Genomic DNA, 20,809 nt, shown 5'->3' on the forward strand with positions numbered 1-20,809 from the left:
CGCACTCCTCAAATCTCCGGAAGATTGCTTCCATCCTCAAGGAAGTGCGCGCTCGATATCGAATCGGAGATCACCCGCGTCCTCCACACCCACGCTCAACCGCACGAGCCCCTCACCGATGCCGAGCGCAGTCCTCCGTTCCACGGGAATCGACGCATGCGTCATCACCGCGGGATGATTGACCAGGCTCTCAACGCCACCCAGCGATTCGGCCAGGGTGAACAGCCGGGTGCCTTCGCAGAACTTGCGGGCCGCTTCGAAACCGCCCTTCAGAATGATGGAGATGATGCCGCCGTAGCCCTGCATCTGGCAGCCAGCCAGGAGATGGTGCGGGTGGCTCTTCAGTCCTGGGTAGATGACTTTTTCGATGGCCGGTTGTTGCTGCAGCCATTCGGCCAGCGCCATCGCGTTCTCGCAGTGGGCCTTCATTCGCAGACTGAGCGTCTTCAAGCCGCGCAGGGCCAGGAAGCTGTCGAAGGGGCCCTGCACCGCGCCGATGGAGTTCTGCAGGAACGCCATCTGCTCGGCAAGTTCGGTGTTGTCGCCTACCACGACCATGCCGCCGACCATGTCCGAGTGGCCGTTGAGGTACTTGGTGGCCGAATGCATGACGATGTCGGCGCCCAGCGATAACGGGCGTTGCAGGATCGGCGAGGCGAAGGTGTTGTCCACCACCACGATCAGGCCGCGCTTGTGGGCAGCTTCGGCAATCGCCTGGATATCGACGATCTTCAGCATCGGATTGGTCGGAGTCTCGATCCAGACCATCCGGGTGCTCGGGCGGATGGCCGCTTCGAACGCAGTCGGGTCGCTCAGGTCGACGAAGCTGAACCCCAGCCCAGCGCTGCGTTTGCGCACGCGCTCGAACAGGCGGTAGCTGCCGCCGTAGATGTCATCCATGGCGATGACGTGGCTGCCGCTATCCAGCAGCTCCAGCACCGTGGAAGTGGCCGCCATGCCGGAAGCAAACGCGAAGCCGCGGCTGCCGCCTTCCAGTGCGGCCACGCAGCGCTCATAGGCGAACCGGGTCGGGTTGTGGGTGCGCGAATATTCGAACCCCTGATGGACGCCCGGGCTGGCTTGGGCGTAGGTCGAGGTGGCATAGATGGGCGGCATAACCGCCCCGGTGCTCGGATCCGGGGCCTGGCCACCGTGAATGGCCAAGGTGGCGAGGGCGAGCGAAACTGCGCCCGCCTCGTTGTGGGGCATGGGGTCCGACATGGGAAAATCCTTTGAAAATCGACCGCGGATTTTAGCAGCCGCGGCTTAACTTACTGTCCTTTTACGCCCTTCCCTGCCTGGCCGGCAGGGGCCGGGAAGCTACTGTGCCCGGCGTCGCAGATAGTTCAGCAGGTCGATGCGGGTGATCAGCCCCAGGAAGGCGTCGCCGTCGGTGATGATGGCTACCTGGCCGCGGTCGAAGACCGGCAGCAGGGCCTCGATCGGGGAGCGCACGTCCAGCCGGTCCAGCTTGCTGACCATGGCCGTGGCGACCGGGTCGCGGAAACGGGCTTCGTCGCCGTAGACATGCAGCAGCACGTCGCTTTCATCGACGATGCCGGCCAGGCGGTCGCCCTCCATCACCGGCAGCTGCGAGACGTCGTACAGCTTCATGCGCTGGTAGGCCGTGGTCAGCAGATCGGTGGGGCTCACCACCACCGTGTCGCGCTGGCTGTAGGGCCGCAGGATGAGGTCGCGCAGGTCGCCGTACTGGGGACGGTCGATGAATCCGTTGTCCAGCATCCAGTAGTCGTTGTACATCTTGGACAGGTACTTGTTGCCGGTGTCGCAGACGAACACCAGCACCTTCTTCGGCTCGGTCTGCTCGCGGCAGTACTTCAGCGCCGCCGCCAGCAAGGTGCCCGTGGACGAACCGCCCAGGATGCCCTCCTTCGCCAGCAGCTCGCGTGCGGTCAGGAAGCTCTCGCGATCGCTGATCGCATAGGCCTTCCTGACCCGGCTGAAATCCGAGATCTGCGGCAGGAAGTCCTCGCCGATGCCTTCCACCAGCCAGCTGCCCGACTTGGTGCTGAGCGTGCCTTCGTTGATGTACTGGGTGAGGATGGAGCCCACCGGATCGGCGAGGATCATCTCGGTCTGCGGCGAATGCTGCGCGAAGCAGCGCGACAGGCCGGTCATGGTGCCGGAGCTGCCGCAGCCGAACACGATGGCGTCCAGCCGCCCCTCCATCTGGCGCAGGATTTCCGGCCCGGTGCCGAACTCATGCGCGGCCGGATTGTCCGGATTGCCGAACTGGTTGATGAAGTAGGCGCCGGGCGTCTCGCGCGCGATGCGCTCGGCCAGGTCCTGGTAGTACTCGGGGTGTCCCTTGGCCACGTCGGAGCGGGTCAGGATGACCTCGGCCCCCATGGCCTTCAGGTTGAAGATCTTCTCCCGGCTCATCTTGTCCGGGACCACGAGTATCAGTTTGTAGCCCTTCTGCTGGGCCACCAGGGCCAGGCCGATGCCGGTGTTGCCGGCGGTACCCTCCACCAGCGTGGCGCCGGGCTTCAGGTCGCCCCGCTTCTCGGCTGCCTCGATCATCGACATGCCGATGCGGTCCTTGATGGAGCCGCCGGGGTTGGCGCTTTCTAGCTTCAGGTAGAGCGTGCAGGGGCCGGTGTCCAGGCGCCTGGCCTGGACGATCGGCGTATCGCCGATCAGCTCGAGTACGGAGGAGTGGATCGCCATGCGGCCGTGCATCCGGTGCGGAACGTGAACCGGATTATCGCACCAGGGTGACGCGGACGGCGACGGCCGACGAGGAGGCCGTCGCCGCCCGCGACGAGAAAGCTCGGGGAGGCGTCAGTGGGGCTTGGCGTCGTAGATCCGGAGCAGGCGCTCCTTGGCATGCAGCTTCTCGCGCTTCATCTGGCCCAGCAGGTTGTCGTCGATGGGCAGCACGCCCAGTTCTGCGTCGGTGACCTTCTTGTCGAGCTCGCGATGGCGCTGATAAAGCTGCTTGAACTCCGGATCGGCCTTGATGAGTGCCTCGATTTCGGCCCGCGGTTGACCTTCGAACATGATCGTTACCTCCTTCAGCGGAAATACAAACGCCCCGGCCTTCACAGGCACGGGGCGTTGGCTTGGGAGCGGAGGACCTGGCCGGCAGCGCTGGCACCCTGCACCGGAATGCCCGCGGCAATCTGCTTGCCGTCGGCGGTCTCCGGTGGAATGGGGACGGGCGTCATCGGGTCGATTCTCCGGTGAGCCAAGCGACGGAAGTCGCTTGGGTATACGACCCTACTCCACCCCTACGGGGCCGGCAAGACCTGCCGCAAGCTCTTGATCCATATGGCCGCAGCAGGCAGCGGCGGCATTCAGGCGGGCCCGCGCAAAGCCCGGGAGCCTCGTTCATCCCATTGATTCATATGGGAAAATCAGTGCGTGACGACCACTTCCAGCGCGCGAGCCTTGCTGCCCGTGCCCTTACCGCTACTCTGCAGCCTGGATTTCGCTATCCCCGCCGCCGTCAGCGCGTCGCGCAGGGCGTCGGCGCGGCGCTGGCCCGGGGTCTGCTTGTCGCCATAGCCGTCGATGCGCGCACGCGCCTTCGGGTTGGCCTGCAGGTACGCGGCCAGGGCGCTCGCACGGGAGGCCCCACTGGCCGACAACGCGGCCGAGTCGCTGGCGAAGGCGTCGGCCCCCAGCGTGAACACCTCGCCGCGGGCCTCGAACCGGGAGGCCGGCAGCTTGGCGCCGGACACGAGCTCGGCCTCTTCCCGGGCGAGCTTCAGTTCGCGCTGCCGCGCCGCGCTCAGGCGGTTGGCCTGCTGGCCGGCGACCGTGTCCAGCGTGGTCTCCGCTTCCTGCCGCGCCAGCGCCTCGGCTTCTGCGGCAAGGCGCAGGCGCTCGGCCTCCTCGGCCTGGATCTGGGCCTGCACCCGCAGGCGCTCGGCTTCGCGGCGTGCCCGTTCGGCCTCGCGCCGGCTGGCTTCCACCAGCAGCTCACTGCGCGTACGGTCGAGACGGTCGGCTTCGCGGCGCGCCGCCTGGGTGCGCGCCGCGATCTCGGCGATCTGCACCCGGCGCTCGGCCACGTACTGCGCCGTTTCGCGCTGGCTGCGCCGTGCCTTGCTGAAGGCGGCCACCGCGTGCTGGGCCTGCAACTTCTCGTATGCGGCCAGTTCGGCCAGGTCGGGATCGGCCTGGAGGGCAGCCAGCCGCTGGTTCAGCTGCACGACCACGGGATTGTCGGCCGCCGTTGCCGTCTGGATGACCAGCGCCAGACCCAACAGGCCGGCCAGGATCTGCTGACGGCCCTTCATCGCCGACCCTCCGCGCCGATCTGGCGCTGCAGGTCGGCGATCTCGGCCTGGCGCTGCGCGACCTCGGCGGCCGTCACGGCCTGCTGGCTGAGCGCACGCGCCAGATCGGCATCGACGGCGGCACGCAGGGCCAGATCCAGCGCCGCCTTCTTCTCGCGCGAAGCATGAGCGGCCTGCGCCTGCGCCAGTGACTGGCGGGCCACGGCGAGTTCGGCCGGCGCGTACTGGTCGGCATCGGCCTGGGTGGCGCGCTGCACGGCCTGTACGGCGGCTTCCAGTTCGGGCGTCAATGCCGCCTGCGCAAACACGGGCGCGGCCGACAGGGCCAGTGCCACTACTGCGGCCGCCATCACATGCGGGGGTCGTCGGAAGTATGAGAAGCTAGCTGTCATTGGGGTGCCGTGGCTCAGAGGGGTGCGCGCGGCCATTGTCGGAAGCCTTTGGTGCGGTTGCAACGCCGCGCCACGCAACGTTGGGAGCTTTGCACATGGACATCGGCTATTTCCTGAAGCTGATGACCGAGAAGAACGCCTCGGACATGTTCCTGACCACGGGGGCGCCGGTCTACATCAAGATCGAGGGCAAGCTGTACCCCTTGGGCAATACCGGCCTGCCGCCCGGCATGGTCAAGAAGATCGCGTATTCGCTGATGGACGAGGGCCAGGTGCCCGTGTTCGAGCGCGAGCTCGAGCTGAACATGGCGATCGCCCTGCAGGACGCCGGCCGCTTCCGCGTCAACGTGTTCAAGCAGCGCGGCGAGGTGGGCATGGTCATCCGCGCCATCCGCAGCGTGATCCCCAGCATCGAGGAGCTGAACCTGCCGCCGGTGCTGAAGGACATCATCATGACGCCGCGCGGCCTGGTGCTGATCGTGGGGTCCACCGGCTCGGGCAAGTCGACGTCGCTGGCCTCGATGATCGATTACCGCAACACCACCAGCACCGGCCACATCCTCACCATCGAGGATCCGATCGAGTACCTGCACAAGCACAAGCAGTCCATCGTCAACCAGCGCGAAGTGGGCCTGGATACCCACGCCTTCCACAATGCGCTGAAGAACGCGATGCGCGAGGCGCCGGACGTCATCCTGATCGGCGAGATCCTGGACGCCACCACGATGGAAGCGGCCATCGCTTTCGCCGAGACCGGCCACCTGTGCCTGGCGACGCTGCACTCCAACAACGCCGACCAGACCATCGAGCGCATCCTCAACTTCTTCCCCGAGAGCGCGCACAAGAACGTGCTGATGAACCTGGCCCTGAACCTGCGCGCGGTGGTCTCGCAGCGCTTGGTGAAAGGCGTCGACGGGCGCCGCCTGCCCGCCGCCGAGGTGCTGATCAACACACCGATGATCCGCGACCTGCTGCGCCGCGGGCAGGTGCACGAGATCAAGGCCGCCATGGAGGAATCGCTGGAGGAAGGCATGGAATCCTTCGACCAGTGCCTGTTCCGGATGGTGAAGGAAGGGCTGATCGAGCAGGAGGAGGCGCTGCGCGCGGCCGACTCGCGCGACGGCCTGGCCCTGAAGTTCCGCCTGTCCGAGGGCAGCAAGGGCGAGCACGACCCCTACGCCGACTACGACACCGGCAGCGCCTCGCCCCGCATCACCCACGGCTTCGGCTGACGGCGCGCGCGGCCCACGCGCCCCGACGGGCGGTTGGCCGCCCGTTGTTTCAGATGTTGGCGTCGGGCTGGTTCTCGGGGCGCGCCTGCTCGAAGGCCGGCAAGGCGAGACAGGCCTGTTCGACGCGCAGGATGGTGGGGAACGCCGCCATGTCCACGCCGAAGCGGCGCGCATTGAATACCTGCGGTACCAGGCAGCAGTCGGCCAGTCCGGGCGTCTGCCCGTGGCAGTACGCGCCCGTGGCCGCATCCTCGGCCAGCAGGGTCTCGACGGCGGTGAAACCCTCGACGATCCAGTGCTTGACCCAGTCCTCGCGCTCGGCCTGGGGGACGTGCCAGGTGTGTTCGAAATACTGCAGCACGCGCAGGTTGTTCAGCGGGTGGATGTCGCACGCCACCATCTGCGCCAGTGCGCGCACGCGGGCGCGATCGCGCGCCGTCATCGGCAGCAGGCGCGGCGACGGCCAGGCCTCGTCCAGATATTCCAGGATGGCCAGCGACTGCCGGATCACCCGCTCGCCATGCTGCAGCGTGGGCACCATGTGCTGGGGGTTCTTGGCCACGTAGTCGGCCGCGTGCTGCTGCCCACCTTCGCGGACCAGGTGCACGGGCAGCGTCTCGAACGCCAGACCCTTGAGGTTCAGCCCGATGCGCACGCGGTAGGCGGCGCTCGAGCGCCAGTAGGAGTACAGCCGCAGTTGCTCAGCCATGCAGACCGCCCCTTGCGGAATGCCCCTTCGAGTGCCAGAAATCCGCGTCCATGCCCATTCCGCTCCGTCCTCCGTTCACACTGGGCCCGGGCGGGTCATCAAGGCAAGGGCTGCGGTTCGATCCGCTGCTCGATCACGCCAAAAATGGAACTTCCGTCACGATTCTTCATTTCGATGTGGACCACGTCGCCGAACTTCATGAAGGGGGTGGACGGCTTGCCGTCCCGCAGCGTCTCCACCGTACGCTTCTCGGCGAAGCAGGAGGCGCCCTTGGACACGTCCTCGTTGGCGATGGTGCCGGACCCGACCAGCGTGCCGGCCGACAGCGGACGGGTCTTGGCCGCGTGCGCCACCAGCTGGGCGAAGTCGAACTGCATGTCCACGCCGGCTTCCGGCGCACCGAACCATTCGCCGTTGATGTGCGTCACCAGCGGCAGGTGCACCTTGTTGTCCGTCCACGCATCGTCCAGTTCGTCCGGCGTCACGAACACCGGCGACAGCGCCGAGCGCGGCTTGGACTGCAGGAAGCCGAAACCCTTGGCCAGCTCGGCCGGAATGAGGTTGCGCAGCGACACGTCGTTGACCAGGCCGATGAGCTGGATGTGCGCGGCCGCCTGGGCGGGCGTGACCGCCATCGGCACGTCGTCGGTGACCACCACGATTTCCGCTTCCAGGTCGATCCCGTAATCCTCGCTGACCACCTTCACCGGATCGCGCGGGCCCAGGAAGGCCGCACTGGTGGCCTGGTACATCAGCGGGTCGGTGTAGAAGCTCGCCGGCACTTCCGCGTTGCGCGCACGGCGCACGCGTTCGACATGCGGCAGGTAGGCGCTGCCGTCGACGAATTCGTAGGCGCGCGGCAATGGCGCCGCCATGGCCTGGGCGTCCATGTCGAAGGCGCCGTCGGCATCGCCGGCGTTCAGCGCTTCGTACAACGCGTTCAGGCGCGGCGCGATGTTGCTCCAGTCCTCCAGCGCGCGCTGCAGGGTCGGCGCGATGCCGGTGGCGCGCACGGCGCGCGTCAGGTCCCGCGACACCACGACCAGGGTGCCATCACGACCGCCTTCCTTCAGGGAACCCAGCTTCATCGGAACTCCAGTCAACCGCGCACGCGCGCCTTCGTTTCAATTGTAACGAATCCGATCCGGAATCAGCCGGCTTCGTCGTCGCCCTGGAAGCCGCCGGACCGGAACGTCAGCACCAGCGTATCCCGGTGGCCGGCACCGTCCACCGGCTGGATCGGCGTGGACTCGTGGATGACACGCGCATCGTCCAGGAACAGCAGCGACCACGGGACCTCCAGGGTGAAGCGCTGCCCGTCCGGCCCGGCCGCCTCGAACACCCGGGTCTCGCCACCCTTGATGCCGGCACGACCCACCAGCAGCACGGCCACGAAGTCCACGCCGTCGCGGTGGGCGCCTTCCGGCGTCGGCCGGCCGATGCCGTCGGTGGTGTCGATACGGAACTGGTGCGCTTCCACGTACCAGGCGCGTTCACCCTTCAGTGCGGAGCACCAGCGCGCCAGGCCGACCAGCAACTGGCGCCAGGCGGGCGCCTGGGCCACGGCCGGCTCGATCGGTTCGAACCAGCGCTGCATGCCGCCGTGCAGGGCGTTGTAGTCCAACGACTGCCAGTGCGCACGGTGCGGCGCCTGGAGGACCTGGTCGCCCTCCACCACGAAGCAGGCGTGCCGCCGGCGACGGTAGCGCCCGCCGTCCTTCAGGTAGCCGTCCGGCGCCAGGTGGTCCCAACTGGGGACCAGCGCGTCCAGGCCGGCCAGTCCGGCGCCCGTGCCCTGCGCCATGTCCGTCGGTGCGAGCACGGCATAGCCGCGCGCGCGCATGCGGGGCAGCGCTTCGGCGACCGGGCAGAAGGGAGGTTTGAACATGGCGACCATCGGCAGAGCCCTCAACGCAAAAACCCGCCAGAGGCGGGCTTTTGCGGATGTCCAGTGGACTTCAAGTTGGCAGCCCCGGATGGATTCGAACCACCGAATGCCTGAGTCAGAGTCAGGTGCCTTACCGCTTGGCGACGGGGCTGTGTAACCAGTGACGCATAGTGTAGCGCGTCTGTTAGCGCTTGGAGAACTGGGTGGCGCGACGGGCCTTGTGCAGACCGACCTTCTTGCGCTCGACTTCGCGGGCGTCGCGGGTCATGAAGCCTGCCTTGCGCAGTTCCGGCTTCAGCGACTCATCGTACTCCACCAGCGCGCGGGCGATGCCCAGGCGGATGGCGCCGGCCTGGCCGGTGATGCCGCCGCCGGTGGTGGTCACGGTGATGTCGAAGTTTTCGGTGTTCTTGGTCAGCTCCAGCGGCTGGCGCACGATCATGCGGCCGGTCTCGCGGCCGAAGAACTCGTCCAGCGGACGACCATTGACCGTGATGTTGCCGGTGCCCTTGCGCAGGAACACGCGGGCGGTGGAGGACTTGCGACGGCCGGTGCCGTAGTTCTGAGTGATAGCCATGATTAGATGTCCAGGACCTGCGGCTGCTGAGCGGCGTGCGGATGATTCGGGCCGGCGTAGACCTTGAGCTTGCGATACATGTCGCGGCCCAGCGGGCCCTTCGGCAGCATGCCCTTCACGGCGGTCTCGATGACGCGCTCCGGATGGCGCTCCAGCGCCTGGGCCAGCGTCTCGGTCTTCAGGTTGCCGATGTAGCCGGTGAAGCGGTGGTACTTCTTGTCGGCCAGCTTGTTGCCGGTGACATGGATCTTCTCGGCGTTGATCACGACCAGGTAGTCGCCGGTGTCAACGTGAGGGGTATAGACGGGCTTGTGCTTGCCGCGCAGGCGGCGGGCCAGCTCGGTGGACAGGCGACCCAGGGTCTTGCCTGTGGCGTCGACGACGTACCAGTCGCGCTGGACGGTCTCGGACTTGGCGGTGAAGGTGCTCATGTGGATCTCGTGTGGATGGTCGGGCGGATTCCGCGGTTTCCCGGGCGGAACTTTGCCACGCGTTGTGAAGGGTGAAACGGAAGAGGCGGGATTGTACGGTGCGTTGCCGCAATGCGCAACCGCGCCTGCCCCCGCGTAGCGGGTGCCCGGGCAGACGCCGGTCTGCCGAGGCGGCACAATGGCCCCATGAACACGCGGACCTACTCCCTTCTCGACGACTGGCTGGTGGAGGCGCAGCGAGGACTGGACACCGTCTTCGGCAACCCGCCCGCCCACCGCGCCAACCCCGCCGGGGATACCCCCCAGGTCGCCCTGGACCCGGACGAGCAGCGCCATGCCGCCGGCCTGATGCGCATCAACCATGTCGGCGAGGTCTGCGCCCAGGGCCTGTATTTCGGCCAAGCGGCCGTCGCCCGCGACGACGCCACCCGCGCCCACCTGCTGGGCGCGGCACAGGAAGAAACCGACCACCTGGCCTGGTGCGCCGACCGCCTGCGCGAACTGGACAGCCGGCCCAGCCTGTTCAACCCGCTGTGGTACGCCGGCAGTTACGCGCTGGGCGCCCTGGCCGGCCTGCGCGGGGATGGCTGGAGCCTGGGGTTCGTGGTGGAAACCGAGCGCCAGGTGGAGGCGCACCTGGACGAGCATCTCGAATCGCTCCCCCCGGCCGACCTGCGCAGCCGCGAGATCCTGACCGTGATGAAGGCCGACGAGGCCCGCCACGCCGAGCACGCCGAGCAGGCGGGCGCGCGTACCCTGCCCGCGCCGATCCCCACGCTCATGGCCGGCGCCTCCCGCTTGATGAAGGCCGTCGCCTACCGGCTGTAGAGCGGAGCGTGCCCCGCCGGCTTTCCGGCCAGGCGTCGCGCGCCGCCGCCCCACATAGGGCCGGGCAAGCCCGGCTCCACCTGCCGTGCTCCTTGCAACGTGGGCGGCGACGGGCTCATGCGGTCGTCATGCGCGCAGCGCGCTAGGAGGCCAGTTTCAGTCCGATGATGCCGGCCACGATCAGCCCAATGCAGACCAGCCGCGCCGCCGTGGCCGGCTCGTGGAACAGCCACATCCCGACAAACGCCGTACCGACGGCACCGATACCCACCCAGATCACGTAGCCCGTGCCCAGCGGGATGTGCTTCAGCGCGACCGCCAGCAGCCAGAAGCTGGCTGCCGCGGCCACGGCGGTGATCAAGCTGGGCACCAGCCGGCTGAACCCCTCGGAATACTTCAGGCCCACCGCCCACACCACTTCCAGCAATCCCGCCACCACCAGCCAGACCCACGCCATACGCCACCTCCTCAGGTCGATCGCCCGGGCCATAACGCGAAACGGCCCGGAACTCGCGTTCCGGACCGCCGTCGGTCCTGATCCGCGGCTCGCGCCGCGGGCGGGTCGTCCCGCCTCTTGCAGGGGGCAGACCGGCGCGGGCCACCCGGACCGGGCGCCACCCGCGCCACCGCCAATCCGTCATTCGGACAGGTTGCGCCCGTGGTACAGCTCCTCGATCTCCCGCTTCAGGCGCGCCTCGATCTTCATGCGCTCCTTGAACGAGAGATTCTTGGCCTTTTCCTCGAACAGGTAGTTGTCCAGGTCGAAGTCCTTCAGGTGCATCTTCGTGTGGAAGATGTTTTCCTGGTAGACGTTGACGTCCAGCATCTCGTAGCGCGACTTGATGTTCTTGGCCAGGAAATCCTGGATCGAGTTGATCTTGTGGTCGATGTAGTGCTTCTTGCCCTTCACGTCGCGGGTGAAGCCGCGCACCCGGTAATCCATGATGACGATGTCGGACTCGAGGCTCTCGATCAGGTAGTTCAGCGCCTTCAGGGGCGAGATCACGCCGCAGGTGGCCACGTCGATGTCAGCGCGGAAGGTCGCGATGCCGTTGTCCGGATGGGTTTCCGGATACGTGTGCACCGTGATGTGCGACTTGTCCATGTGGGCCACCACCGCGTCGGAGATGATCTCCCTGCCCGCGTCCTTCTTGTCGATCACCGGTTCCTCGGAAATGAGGATGGTCACCGAGGCCCCCTGCGGGTCGTAGTCCTGGCGAGCCACGTTCAGGATGTTGGCGCCGATGATCTCCGCCACATCCGTGAGGATCTGGGTCAGGCGGTCGGCGTTGTACTCCTCATCGATGTACTCGATGTACCGGCGACGCTCGTCCTCGGAAGAGGCGTAGCACACGTCGTAGATATTGAAGCTCAGCGCCTTGGTGAGGTTGTTGAAGCCTTGCAGCCGCAGGCGAGGCAGGGGTTTTACCACGGCGGTGGTCCCTCTCTGGGGGGTATCGGATGAGGGGGCGGATTATGCGCCATATGGGGTGACAGCGGAATGTCCGCGTCCGCCCGTCGGCCGGTCGGCACGAGACTGGCCCAGCCCTTGCATGGCCTGCGTTTGCCGTCAGCCACGTATTCGGACTAAGCTTCCTGAATTACGAGCTGCGACCACCATGAGCCTAGGCATCCCCCTTTCAGCCCCCGCTCGCCCCGCCGCCAGTCCCCTGACGCCGGACACCGCCACGCTTGAGCGCTTCCTGGCCCACAGCCATCGTCGCCGCTACCCTGCCCGTGCCGATGTCTTCCGCCCGGGCGACCCGGCCGGCACCTTGTATTACGTGGTCAGCGGCTCGGTCAGCATCATCACCGAGGAAGACGACGACCGCGAACTGGTGCTGGGCTATTTCGGTGCCGGCGAGTTCGTCGGTGAAATGGGCTTGTTCATCGAATCCGACCGCCGCGAAGTGATCCTGCGCACCCGCACCCAGTGCGAACTGGCCGAGATCAGCTACGAGCGCCTGCACCAGCTGTTCCTGGGCACCCTGTCCGCCGACGCTCCCAAGATTCTGTACGCGATCGGCGCCCAGCTGTCGCGCCGCCTGCTGGACACCAGCCGCAAGGCCAGCCGCCTGGCGTTCCTGGATGTGACCGACCGCATCGTGCGCACCCTGCACGACCTGGCGCGCGAACCGGAGGCCATGAGCCACCCGCAGGGCACCCAGTTGCGCGTGTCCCGCCAGGAACTGGCCCGGCTGGTCGGCTGCTCACGCGAGATGGCCGGACGCGTACTGAAGAAATTGCAGGCCGACGGCGCCCTTCACGCGCGCGGCAAGACCGTCGTCCTGTACGGCACGCGCTGACGCGACTCTCCAGGCAGGCCACCGAACGGTCGCCTGCCCCTTGGCCGCCGTGACGTGTCGGCAGGCCACTCGCACGGCCATCCGCCCGAACCAGCATCCTGCCCGCCCCTGCGCGCGCGCGTGGGCCGTGCCGACAGTCCGCATCCGCGCATGCCGCAGCCATCCGGCATGAAGCGCCTGGACCGGCGCGCGCGGCGGCGATCTGCGCGCCCGGCCTGCCGCTCGCCCGCCGCAGGAATTCTTCAGCGCGCGATATCCAGCGGCGCCTGCGACCGTGGCTCCACGCCCGGACCTGCGGCGCGCTGCTGCGCCTCCAGCGCCTGTTGGTGCGCTTCGACGCGGGCATGCCATGCCTGACCGACAGCCGATGCCTGCAGGCCCTGTTGCGCCGTCTGCAGCGCCGCCGGGCTTCCATCGCGTGCCGCCGCCAGCAGACGTTCGATTTCCGGGCTCGGCTGCCACACACCCGGCGCGGTTGACGTGACCGAAGGGGCAGGCGTCGCCTGCGGGGCGCCGGTCGGACGGTCGCGCGCCTCCTGCACCGCCGGCTCGCCCGGGGCCAGCGGCCCGCGAACGCGATCGATGCCGTCGAGCACCAGGCCCAAGGGGCCGCGCGCCGCGACCGTGACGCCGCGGCGCAGATCGCCCACATCGTCCCGATAGTCCGCGATGATGCCGCGGTGATCCTCCGCGAGCCGCCGCGCCTGCGGATCGGCCAGGGCGGAGCGGTCGGCCCGCCCTTCGCCATCCACCGGCAGGAAGTTGTGCATGCTGTGCGAGTCGGCGGACACCACCGACGCGGTCAGCGGCAGGTCCCGCTGCAGCAGGTCCCGCAGCATGTTGTCGTGATAACCGGTGCGGTGGAGGGTCTCGATCTCCTGCGCCGTGGCGTAGACGCGCACCTGCCCGTAATGGGGACTGGCCGAGCTGACCGCGTCGACCGCCATCACGTGGTTGGTCACGCGGTCGCCGCCTTCCGGAATGCGCCGGTCCAGGCTGGCCGCGCCGTAGGCATTGAAGGTCTCGCCGCGCAGGTCGAAATGATGCGCCGACACCTGGGCCAGGGTGCCGCCCAGGGAGTGTCCGGTCACGGTGACCTCCGGCAGGCTCCTGCCCGGCTCGCGTCCCTGCCGTTGCGCATACTCGAGCGCGCGACGGGTCAGCTCCACCGCGTCCGCGGCCTGGCGGTTGGTACGGGCGAACACCATGCCGCCGTCGGCCACCACGCCATCGAGAAACGCCTCGCGCCCGAACTCCGTGCCGCGATGGGCGGCCACGACCGCGCCGCTGGCTTCATGCTGGTAGATGGTGCCCTGGTAACCGGTCCGCGGATTGTCCACGTAGTCGACCACGCGATAACGTTCTCCGCCGATCACCACGTCCTTGTTGACCAAGTCCTGCATCTGGCCGCCACGGTCGTAGCTGTGATCGGCCAGATGCGCGTACTGCTGCGGGGTGAGTCCCATCGTCAGGCCTCCCTGGCGGTCAGCACGATGCCGAAGAACTCATCGCGCTGGTCGGCCCGCACCTTCTGCAGATCCGGTTGCCCGTAATCGCGATAGCTTTCCGCGCCCGGCTCCTGCGGATAGCGCGCCTTCCAGTAGTGGATCGCCTTGGCGGCGCCCTGCGACACCTCGTCGCCGTTGAGCTTGGCCACGAAACGCGTGCCCCCCTCGGCGCCCGGCGCCCGGAGCTGCACCTGGGCCTGGATCAGCTGCCAGCGGCATACGCCGCGCCCGTGGTAGTCGGCATCGACCATGCCGTCGGCATGGAAGACGCCGGCGTATTCGTTGTCGGAGACGCGCTGCAGGCGCACCGGGATATCGTGCGTCGGCACGGCCGAGGTATGACCTCCGGGATTGTCCTTCGGCGGCGGCAGGCATTCGGGATTGACGACGTCGTACTGCGCCGCGCTGGAAACGACCTCCAGGGGACCGGGAGCCCCCTCGATGCGCAGGGTCAGGCGATAGGCCTGGCGCGGGGCGGGATTCTCGGTGAATGTCGGGGGGGTGGTTTGACTGCTCATGGCACCGCTGCATGCTGTGGGGGAAACAAGAAGGAGAAGGAAGGCCGTAGCCAGCGCCTTACTTCGCCCATCCGGTAGGTGATCCATCTTCATTCTCCTCGACTCGCATCGACGGCTGACGCCGTCCTCGGGATTCCGGCTGCGCGGAGGCACGGCTCAAGGCCCGCCATCCGCGCACCCGTTGACGATCGGCGACCGCGCTGGACGAGGGGCGCGGAGCATCCATGCCGCCCGGCGCCCCACACGACTCAGCGGGCCGGGCCCGTCGGGTCGCGACCGGTGACGGACGGTTCGATCGTCGGCCGTTCCGTCCGCCACGATTCGCCTGCAGGCGTCTTGAGGTAGTCGTCCAACGCCTGGCGCATGGCGCGGTCGTCACCGCCATGCATCGCCGCGAACATGCGGTCCACGAACGAGCGCTGTGCGTCCTCGCTGCGTGCCTGCGGCAGGGCACTGGCCGCTGCGGGATCGCGTGCGGTCTCGCGCGTGGCCGCCGCCAATGCCTCGCGGGAACGATCGCCGTACTCGCCATCCACCTTCAGCCCGCGATCGGCCTGGAACGCGCGCAGGGCATGTTCGGTCTGCGGCCCGAACTTGCCCGAGGTCGTCTCCAGCGGCCTGCCATCCGCGCCGCGGTAGCCCAACTGGTTGAGCTGCTGCTGCAATTCGCGCACCGCGGCACCCGATGCGCCGTCGCACAGCACTTCGGCTGCGGGCGGGCGTGAGGGTAGGGGGGCATCGCGCTCGGCGCCGCGCAACAGCGGCAACGGATCGACCTGGCGGCCATCGCGCCACATCTCGAAGTGCAGATGGGTATCGCCCTGGGCCGGCGTATTGCCGCTGCGCCCCATGGTGCCGATCTGCTGCCCGGCTTCCACGCGCTGCCCGTTGCGTACGCTGAACTCGTCCAGGTGGAAGTACTTGGTCAGCGTGCCGTCGTCGTGCCGCAGGTGCACGGTGTTGCCCGCCGCGCCGTTGTTCGGGCGCACCACGACCGTGCCGCCGGCGACGGCCACCACCGGATCGCCGACGTCGCCCTCGATGTCGATACCACCGTGGCGCCGGCCGCCGCTGCGCGGCGTGCCGAATTCGCCCCGCCCCTCGCGCGGCTTGTCCGCCTGGTTGATCTCGCGGTTTCCGGGCGTCGGCCAGACCAGCCCGCCCTCGTGCTGGCGCGTCGCCGTGGGCAAGGGTGGGTTGCGCTGCTGATCGGGCAATGCCAGCTGTTGCGCGAGCGCTTCGCGCGTGCGCGCATCGGCGGTGCCGGTCGCTTCCAACTGGTTGGCGGCCTGGAAGGCGCGTACGGCTTCCTGCGTCCTGCCGCCGTAGATGCCGGAGCGGGTTTCCAGTTCGGCCCCCTGCGCATCGCGGAAACCGAGCTGGTTCAGCGAGGCCTGCAGGGCACGCACCTCGTCGCCGCGCTCACCGCTCTGCAGCACGCCATCGGCCAGCGGCGACGTGCGCTCGCGCGCGTCCGCGCCCGGCTGCGTGGCCTGGATGCCGCGGTCGGGAATGCTGATGGCGGCGTACTTGCTGTTCCAGTACTGCGAGAAGGCGGTGGCCAGTCCGCGATCGTCCAGCCCGCGCAGTTCGGCCGCGGTATGTCCGGTCAGTCGCTCGGCGTCGCGTCCGCTGATGTTGTTGAGGATGTTGCGACGGGTGTCGTCGCGGGTGAACTCACCGGTCGCGATCGCGCTCTGGATGGACGCATAGCCCGCCGCGCCCTGCTGGTGGGCCAGGTAAAGATCCAGTCCGCTGGGCGTCTCCTGCCCGGAAAGGAAATCGTGTCCGCTGCGCGCCTGCCTGCGCGCGATATCCGCCAGGTTGTCGCGATACAGCTCGGCCGCCGCCTGCGTGCTGGCCGCGGGATCGAATTCCCGGCCCGCAATACCGTACTGCGCCGCCGTGCCCGGCATGAACTGGAACAACCCCTTCGCACCGCTGGGATTGCTCGCATCGGGATTGAAGCGGCCGCCCGTCTCGATGTAGGCGAAACGCAGGAAATCCTCGCGCGGAATGCCGCTGGCCTGCGCCTGGCGTTCGACGATGTCGAGGATCTGTTCACGCGTGTAGTCACTGGCCATCACTGGCTCCTCTTGCTGAAGTTCGCGACCGTGGGTCGCAGGACGTCAACCGGGCTCCATCCGTGAGCCTTGTACAGGGCGGTCAACTCGAATGGGTCAGGGCTGGTACTGCCCTGTATTCGCGTCGAAGCGGTAGGTTACCGCATCTGCGGGCCCGAGCGCACGCACTTCGCCGGGACCCGAATTCGCAGTCCCGGACGGCGTCACCTTCACGGCCGGCAGTCCACCGTCCGCTGCCGGCTCGAACGCAAGGGCCCCGCTGCTCGCGCTGCATGGCATCACGCGGCCTTCGTCGCAGGCCGCGCTGTTGTCGCCACCGACCGGCACGCTGCCCACATAGCCCCACTTCCTGAACGGCAATGCGTCCTTGTCGTCGGGGTCGAACAGGAACAGGCTGGCCATCCGCACATCATTGCCATTGACGAAATCGAGCGTCGGCACCGCCAGCAGATACCGGCCGTCGCCCGTCGTGAACGACTGGGCCTTCCTCGAATCGTCGATCTGCTCCGGGCGACCCATCCGGCCGAACTCACCGACATAACCGTCGGTGTCCGGCTTGGACCACTCCACCTTGCCGTCCTTCTCGACACGCGTGAAGGTCGCCTGCGATATGGCGACATGTTCCGGATCCATCATGCCGTCGTCGCCTTCGGGGCCTTCGCCCTGGCTCTTGGCCGCGAAACCGGTGAAGTAATGCTTGCCGCCCAGGTCGAACGCATGGCCGTACCAGTAGCTGACGGTCGCGCCGCCGTCGATCGTGTAGCTGACCGCGCCATCGCCGTCGCGCTGGTAGATGAAATACAACACGCTGTCCGCGGAAGGCGGCTTCAGCTGCGACATGTCTTCTTCCTTCGTTGGGGGGAGCGGTGTCTCGGTCGCTGCGTCCGCGCTTTGTGGTGCCTGCGCATCGCAGCCGCCGGCGGCTATCGCCATGGCGACCAGGAGCAGGGAGGAAAGCTGTTTCATGTACGGCAACCTCATGGGGACGATTCCTCGGGTACGGATTCCGCCAGCGCAGGGCGGAGGTGATGCATCAATGACGGATCGGCGTGTTTTCCGGGCGCCCGGAGCCTTCCCAGCGCCCGGAGGAAATGGCTTTCGGACAGACCGTCTTGTACTGCGCCAAGGATAGGGTGTCGTCCTTCGTCCATGGCTTTCCGTATGGATTGGGCGGGTCGCAATACGGCATCAGCGTGTACGCGCCGGTGAAGGGCGGTATCGGCTTCCAGCACGGCGCGGGATTCCGTCTGATATCCTGCCCCTGCGTGCAGAACACGAACGGATCGTCCATCCGGTAGAACAGGCGCTGGTAATAACCGCTGGTGGATTGCGCGCTGAGATCGAACAGCGCCAGCAGGCCGAGCGGGATGGCGAACTTGATGTTTCGTTTCATGACTGCACTCCTTCGTAGTGCATGGACATCGATGCTCGCATCCCTAAAGACGCAAGCTGCCACGGGGCGAAGCGCGGCCGACTCCCGGGATGCCGACGTTTACGGACACCAGGTACAAAACATTGATCTAATCGCATGATGCGCCTCCACCTCCGCCGTCCGGCAGGCATCCGCAAACCACCATCCCGCGCGTCGGCAAAACGTTGATGCGCACTCTGGACATCCGGCAATAGGCAATCAGTTCACCAATACTGGATTCGAGCAAATTGAGAATATGACCTTGCAGGCATGTCCTTGATTGGTGTTCGCGCACTCTGTGAGTGCGGTCCTGCTCGCCTCTTCAACAGTTAGGCCTGGCTTGTACGTCACGTTGTAAATCGGACGATCTTCGATTGGCTCCGCAACCACTGCGCACTGGTTCTTGAAGGCGAGCACCACCTTGCATTCCCGCCCGCCCATTGACTTGCACTTGGCAGTAGCGGCCCTATTTGCGCCCCACCGGGTCAACTGTCCGGAGGAGCTACCCGTAACCGCAACCTGTGAGTCATTCGCAAAAGCCCCCCACGTGCTCCTCCATCTGGGTGCCGGTGGCGCAGGGTTCTGCGTGGCTGCCGTCCCCGTCGGAAGACAAACGGAACTACCCGGCGTCACTCCTTGGGGGCAAGCGGTTTGAGCGCTAACGACCCCGACAGGCACGAGTAACGCAGTGCTCAGTACAAGTCGGACCGCATGATTCATCTTCATGGAAGCCTCCAAGACCTATTCGATCGCTGTTCGGCGAACCTGAGCCGGTGGGGAGGCTCCGCCAACGGACTCCGATGCGACCGGAGCCGGCGCATACCCACCACCCGGTCGCGTCGGCTGCATCACCTGCCCCTGCCCAAACGCGTTGTACGCCATGAACTGCCCGATGGTGCCCTGGAAGAACGCGGCCGCCATCGGCGGTACGGTGATCAGGAACAGGGTCATCAGCAATCCCAGGCCGCCCTGTTGCATCGCCATGCTGCTGACGCCCTGTGGCGATCCATTGGCCGCGAGCGTGGTCAGGTACTGGGTGACATAGGAGACCGCGACCGCACCGAGCAGCTTCGAGATCATCGACACCGTGAAGCTCAACACGGCCAGCGAGAACATGGTGCCGATGCCGTACCACACCCATTTCTGGAACATGCCCTTGGTCTGCTCGAACCCCAGGCACAGGATGAAGAAGGGCCCCAGCCCGATGAACAGCGCCATCGCCATCTTGTACATCAGCAGGATAGCGCCCCCCATCAGCGAAGGCCCCGCAACGCCTACCCCCGTGAACCACATGGTCCGCGTCTTCGCCGCCTGCAGCGTCTCGTCGAAGCTGGTGTACAGCGCATCGATGGCGACCATGGCGACCTCCATGGTCTGCAGGTTGTCGTCGATGGAGTCCTCGGGCCCTTCGTCCTCACCGGTCACCAGCTGGTTGATGGTGGTCGGCATGTCGTCGGTCAACAACTGGTGGATATTGCTGCTGCCCAGCGTGAACGTGGTGGCCACGGTGATGATGAGCACCCACTTCAGCGAATGGACCACCAGCTCCATCATGAACTGGCGCGATTGGCCCGTGACGATGCGGTAGCCCTGCAGCAGCACCCAGAGCGTCAGCAGGACGAAGGCGATGCCGCCTATCCACTCGGCCATCGCACCGAGCAGATTGTCGCGGAAGATGTTGATCTCCTCGTCGATCCAGTCGAACACCAGGCGGAAGAACGCCCAGCGCTCGACAGCGCCGATCGCCGCCTCCATGCCGCGCAGCAGCAGGGCGTATCCGTTATCCAGTGAAGGCAAGTGCGCCATGTTCATTCCTTCGTGCCGCCGCGTTACGTCCTGCGCCGCTGCGGATGCTGCTATCCGGGTTCAGTTGCGACGGCGCGGGGATTGAGCCGATTCGAGGGCGACCTTCAGCGCAGCGATACCCACTGCCCCACCGATCGCGCCGCCCAGCCCTCCCGCGTCGCCCTTGCCTTCCAGCGCCTGCTGGGCCAGGGCCTTGCTGGCCTCCTGCAGGTAACCGATGCGGGCCACGTAGGCGTCCATGTAGGTCTGCTGCTGTTGGCGGTCGATCTCCATCTGCGACATCAGCAGCAGGATGCGGTTGGTGTTGTCCTGCAGCTTGCCGACCTCGTGGCTGCGGATGTTGGCGCGCTGGCGCTTGAGTTCGTCCAGATACCGCTGGCGCTGGGTGGTGACCTCGTACATCTTCAGCGAGTAGTTGTACTTCGCCAGCTCCGTGTTCACGATCTCGCGGCACAGCTGGTACTGCTGCTGGGCGACTCCACTCGTGGCCTGCTTGCAGCGATTTTCGGCATTCATGTTCACCCCGCTCTGGGTGGGCTGCGCATGCTGCAGCTTCTCCTCCGGCTCGGGCGCGGCCTTGCTGTTCTCGTTGTTGCCGTTGAAGGACTCGAACACCTGCTGCTGGTAGATCTCGCGCAGGTTGCCGGTGACGGTCCCATTGCCGTTGCCGCTGGCGCTGGTGGTGCCGATGCGGCTGTTCATGTCCTGGAGCTTGGTGTTGGCTGCGTTGTCCACGACCCTCCACTGCGCCTGCGCACTGGAGGCGATGCCCAGTCCTGCGACCAGCAGGAGGGTGGCGACGTGGCGGGGGGTCTTCGATGCGGGCTGGCTCATGTTCGTATCCTCGGCTG

23 protein-coding genes and 1 tRNA gene are annotated in these 20,809 nt (G+C 66.9%); 3 read left to right on the forward strand and 21 right to left on the reverse strand.

Annotated features, from left to right (window positions below; genetic code table 11):
* Positions 1 to 36: 36 nt before the first annotated feature.
* The 6 genes from MUU77_RS15430 to MUU77_RS15450 all read right to left on the reverse strand — a co-directional run bounded on the left by MUU77_RS15430 (position 37) and on the right by MUU77_RS15450 (position 4,660).
* On the reverse strand, positions 37 to 1,221 hold the full coding sequence (locus MUU77_RS15430; protein ID WP_245088608.1) for a cystathionine gamma-synthase: 1,185 nt from the start codon (positions 1,219 to 1,221) through the stop codon (positions 37 to 39).
* 99 nt (positions 1,222 to 1,320) lie between these two features.
* Positions 1,321 to 2,691: a pyridoxal-phosphate dependent enzyme gene (locus MUU77_RS15435; RefSeq protein WP_245088610.1), complete on the reverse strand. Its 1,371-nt coding sequence runs from the start codon at positions 2,689 to 2,691 to the stop codon at positions 1,321 to 1,323.
* 114 nt (positions 2,692 to 2,805) lie between these two features.
* Complete coding sequence (locus MUU77_RS15440) at positions 2,806 to 3,024, reverse strand: YdcH family protein (protein WP_245088612.1); 219 nt, start codon at positions 3,022 to 3,024, stop codon at positions 2,806 to 2,808.
* A 41-nt stretch (positions 3,025 to 3,065) separates the two neighbouring features.
* Entirely contained in the window at positions 3,066 to 3,191 is a 126-nt protein-coding gene (locus tag MUU77_RS18515; protein WP_256452054.1) for a hypothetical protein, read from the reverse strand.
* 189 nt (positions 3,192 to 3,380) lie between these two features.
* The gene (locus MUU77_RS15445; protein WP_245088614.1) at positions 3,381 to 4,268 is read right to left on the reverse strand and encodes an OmpA family protein; all 888 of its coding nucleotides are present in this window, start codon (positions 4,266 to 4,268) and stop codon (positions 3,381 to 3,383) included.
* Entirely contained in the window at positions 4,265 to 4,660 is a 396-nt protein-coding gene (locus MUU77_RS15450) for a DUF4398 domain-containing protein (protein WP_245088616.1), read from the reverse strand. Before MUU77_RS15450 ends, MUU77_RS15445 begins: the two co-directional genes overlap by 4 nt.
* A 95-nt stretch (positions 4,661 to 4,755) precedes the next feature.
* Between MUU77_RS15450 and MUU77_RS15455 the strand changes: the two genes are divergently transcribed.
* Positions 4,756 to 5,892: a PilT/PilU family type 4a pilus ATPase gene (locus MUU77_RS15455; RefSeq protein ID WP_162110521.1), complete on the forward strand. Its 1,137-nt coding sequence runs from the start codon at positions 4,756 to 4,758 to the stop codon at positions 5,890 to 5,892.
* A 49-nt stretch (positions 5,893 to 5,941) separates the two neighbouring features.
* Here the strand turns inward: MUU77_RS15455 and maiA are convergent, their stop codons facing one another.
* The 6 genes from maiA to rplM all read right to left on the reverse strand — a co-directional run bounded on the left by maiA (position 5,942) and on the right by rplM (position 9,497).
* Positions 5,942 to 6,601 carry a maleylacetoacetate isomerase gene (gene maiA, locus MUU77_RS15460; RefSeq protein ID WP_245088617.1) on the reverse strand — a complete coding sequence of 220 codons (660 nt, stop codon included), beginning with the start codon at positions 6,599 to 6,601 and terminating at the stop codon, positions 5,942 to 5,944.
* A 98-nt stretch (positions 6,602 to 6,699) separates the two neighbouring features.
* Positions 6,700 to 7,689, reverse strand: coding sequence for a fumarylacetoacetate hydrolase family protein (locus MUU77_RS15465; RefSeq protein ID WP_245088619.1), 990 nt, complete (start codon positions 7,687 to 7,689; stop codon positions 6,700 to 6,702).
* A 62-nt stretch (positions 7,690 to 7,751) separates the two neighbouring features.
* On the reverse strand, positions 7,752 to 8,489 hold the full coding sequence (locus MUU77_RS15470) for a 2OG-Fe dioxygenase family protein (RefSeq protein WP_245088621.1): 738 nt from the start codon (positions 8,487 to 8,489) through the stop codon (positions 7,752 to 7,754).
* Between the two features lie 76 nt (positions 8,490 to 8,565).
* A tRNA-Gln gene (locus MUU77_RS15475) sits at positions 8,566 to 8,640 on the reverse strand.
* 33 nt (positions 8,641 to 8,673) lie between these two features.
* The gene (gene rpsI / locus MUU77_RS15480) at positions 8,674 to 9,066 is read right to left on the reverse strand and encodes a 30S ribosomal protein S9 (protein WP_245088623.1); all 393 of its coding nucleotides are present in this window, start codon (positions 9,064 to 9,066) and stop codon (positions 8,674 to 8,676) included.
* A 2-nt stretch (positions 9,067 to 9,068) separates the two neighbouring features.
* Positions 9,069 to 9,497 carry a 50S ribosomal protein L13 gene (rplM, locus tag MUU77_RS15485; RefSeq protein WP_245088625.1) on the reverse strand — a complete coding sequence of 143 codons (429 nt, stop codon included), beginning with the start codon at positions 9,495 to 9,497 and terminating at the stop codon, positions 9,069 to 9,071.
* Positions 9,498 to 9,683: 186 nt separating this feature from the next.
* Here rplM and coq7 point away from each other — a divergent pair, with 186 nt between their 5' ends.
* Positions 9,684 to 10,325: a 2-polyprenyl-3-methyl-6-methoxy-1,4-benzoquinone monooxygenase gene (coq7, locus tag MUU77_RS15490; RefSeq protein ID WP_245088627.1), complete on the forward strand. Its 642-nt coding sequence runs from the start codon at positions 9,684 to 9,686 to the stop codon at positions 10,323 to 10,325.
* Between the two features lie 142 nt (positions 10,326 to 10,467).
* On the opposite strand, the gene sugE is transcribed toward coq7, so the two are convergent.
* Positions 10,468 to 10,782 carry a quaternary ammonium compound efflux SMR transporter SugE gene (gene sugE, locus MUU77_RS15495; RefSeq protein WP_245088629.1) on the reverse strand — a complete coding sequence of 105 codons (315 nt, stop codon included), beginning with the start codon at positions 10,780 to 10,782 and terminating at the stop codon, positions 10,468 to 10,470.
* 180 nt (positions 10,783 to 10,962) lie between these two features.
* Positions 10,963 to 11,757: an adenosylmethionine decarboxylase gene (speD, locus tag MUU77_RS15500; protein ID WP_245088631.1), complete on the reverse strand. Its 795-nt coding sequence runs from the start codon at positions 11,755 to 11,757 to the stop codon at positions 10,963 to 10,965.
* A 187-nt stretch (positions 11,758 to 11,944) separates the two neighbouring features.
* Here speD and crp point away from each other — a divergent pair, with 187 nt between their 5' ends.
* Complete coding sequence (gene crp / locus MUU77_RS15505; RefSeq protein WP_185895178.1) at positions 11,945 to 12,631, forward strand: cAMP-activated global transcriptional regulator CRP; 687 nt, start codon at positions 11,945 to 11,947, stop codon at positions 12,629 to 12,631.
* A gap of 242 nt (positions 12,632 to 12,873) precedes the next feature.
* Here crp and MUU77_RS15510 read toward each other — a convergent pair whose 3' ends face one another.
* From MUU77_RS15510 to MUU77_RS15540, 7 genes are all read right to left on the reverse strand, one after another.
* On the reverse strand, positions 12,874 to 14,097 hold the full coding sequence (locus tag MUU77_RS15510) for a lipase (protein ID WP_245088633.1): 1,224 nt from the start codon (positions 14,095 to 14,097) through the stop codon (positions 12,874 to 12,876).
* A 2-nt stretch (positions 14,098 to 14,099) separates the two neighbouring features.
* Positions 14,100 to 14,657, reverse strand: a complete 558-nt coding sequence (locus MUU77_RS15515) for a hypothetical protein (RefSeq protein WP_245088635.1) — start codon at positions 14,655 to 14,657, stop codon at positions 14,100 to 14,102.
* A 248-nt stretch (positions 14,658 to 14,905) separates the two neighbouring features.
* The gene (locus MUU77_RS15520; RefSeq protein WP_245088637.1) at positions 14,906 to 16,741 is read right to left on the reverse strand and encodes a peptidoglycan-binding protein; all 1,836 of its coding nucleotides are present in this window, start codon (positions 16,739 to 16,741) and stop codon (positions 14,906 to 14,908) included.
* 96 nt (positions 16,742 to 16,837) lie between these two features.
* Positions 16,838 to 17,581, reverse strand: a complete 744-nt coding sequence (locus tag MUU77_RS15525; RefSeq protein WP_245088639.1) for a hypothetical protein — start codon at positions 17,579 to 17,581, stop codon at positions 16,838 to 16,840.
* 193 nt (positions 17,582 to 17,774) lie between these two features.
* Entirely contained in the window at positions 17,775 to 18,134 is a 360-nt protein-coding gene (locus tag MUU77_RS15530) for a hypothetical protein (protein WP_245088641.1), read from the reverse strand.
* Between the two features lie 759 nt (positions 18,135 to 18,893).
* On the reverse strand, positions 18,894 to 19,958 hold the full coding sequence (locus MUU77_RS15535; RefSeq protein ID WP_245088642.1) for a type IV secretion system protein: 1,065 nt from the start codon (positions 19,956 to 19,958) through the stop codon (positions 18,894 to 18,896).
* Between the two features lie 60 nt (positions 19,959 to 20,018).
* On the reverse strand, positions 20,019 to 20,792 hold the full coding sequence (locus MUU77_RS15540) for a hypothetical protein (protein WP_245088643.1): 774 nt from the start codon (positions 20,790 to 20,792) through the stop codon (positions 20,019 to 20,021).
* Positions 20,793 to 20,809: the final 17 nt, after the last annotated feature.

The organism is Pseudoxanthomonas sp. F37, assembly GCF_022965755.1.
Lineage (GTDB): Bacteria > Pseudomonadota > Gammaproteobacteria > Xanthomonadales > Xanthomonadaceae > Pseudoxanthomonas_A.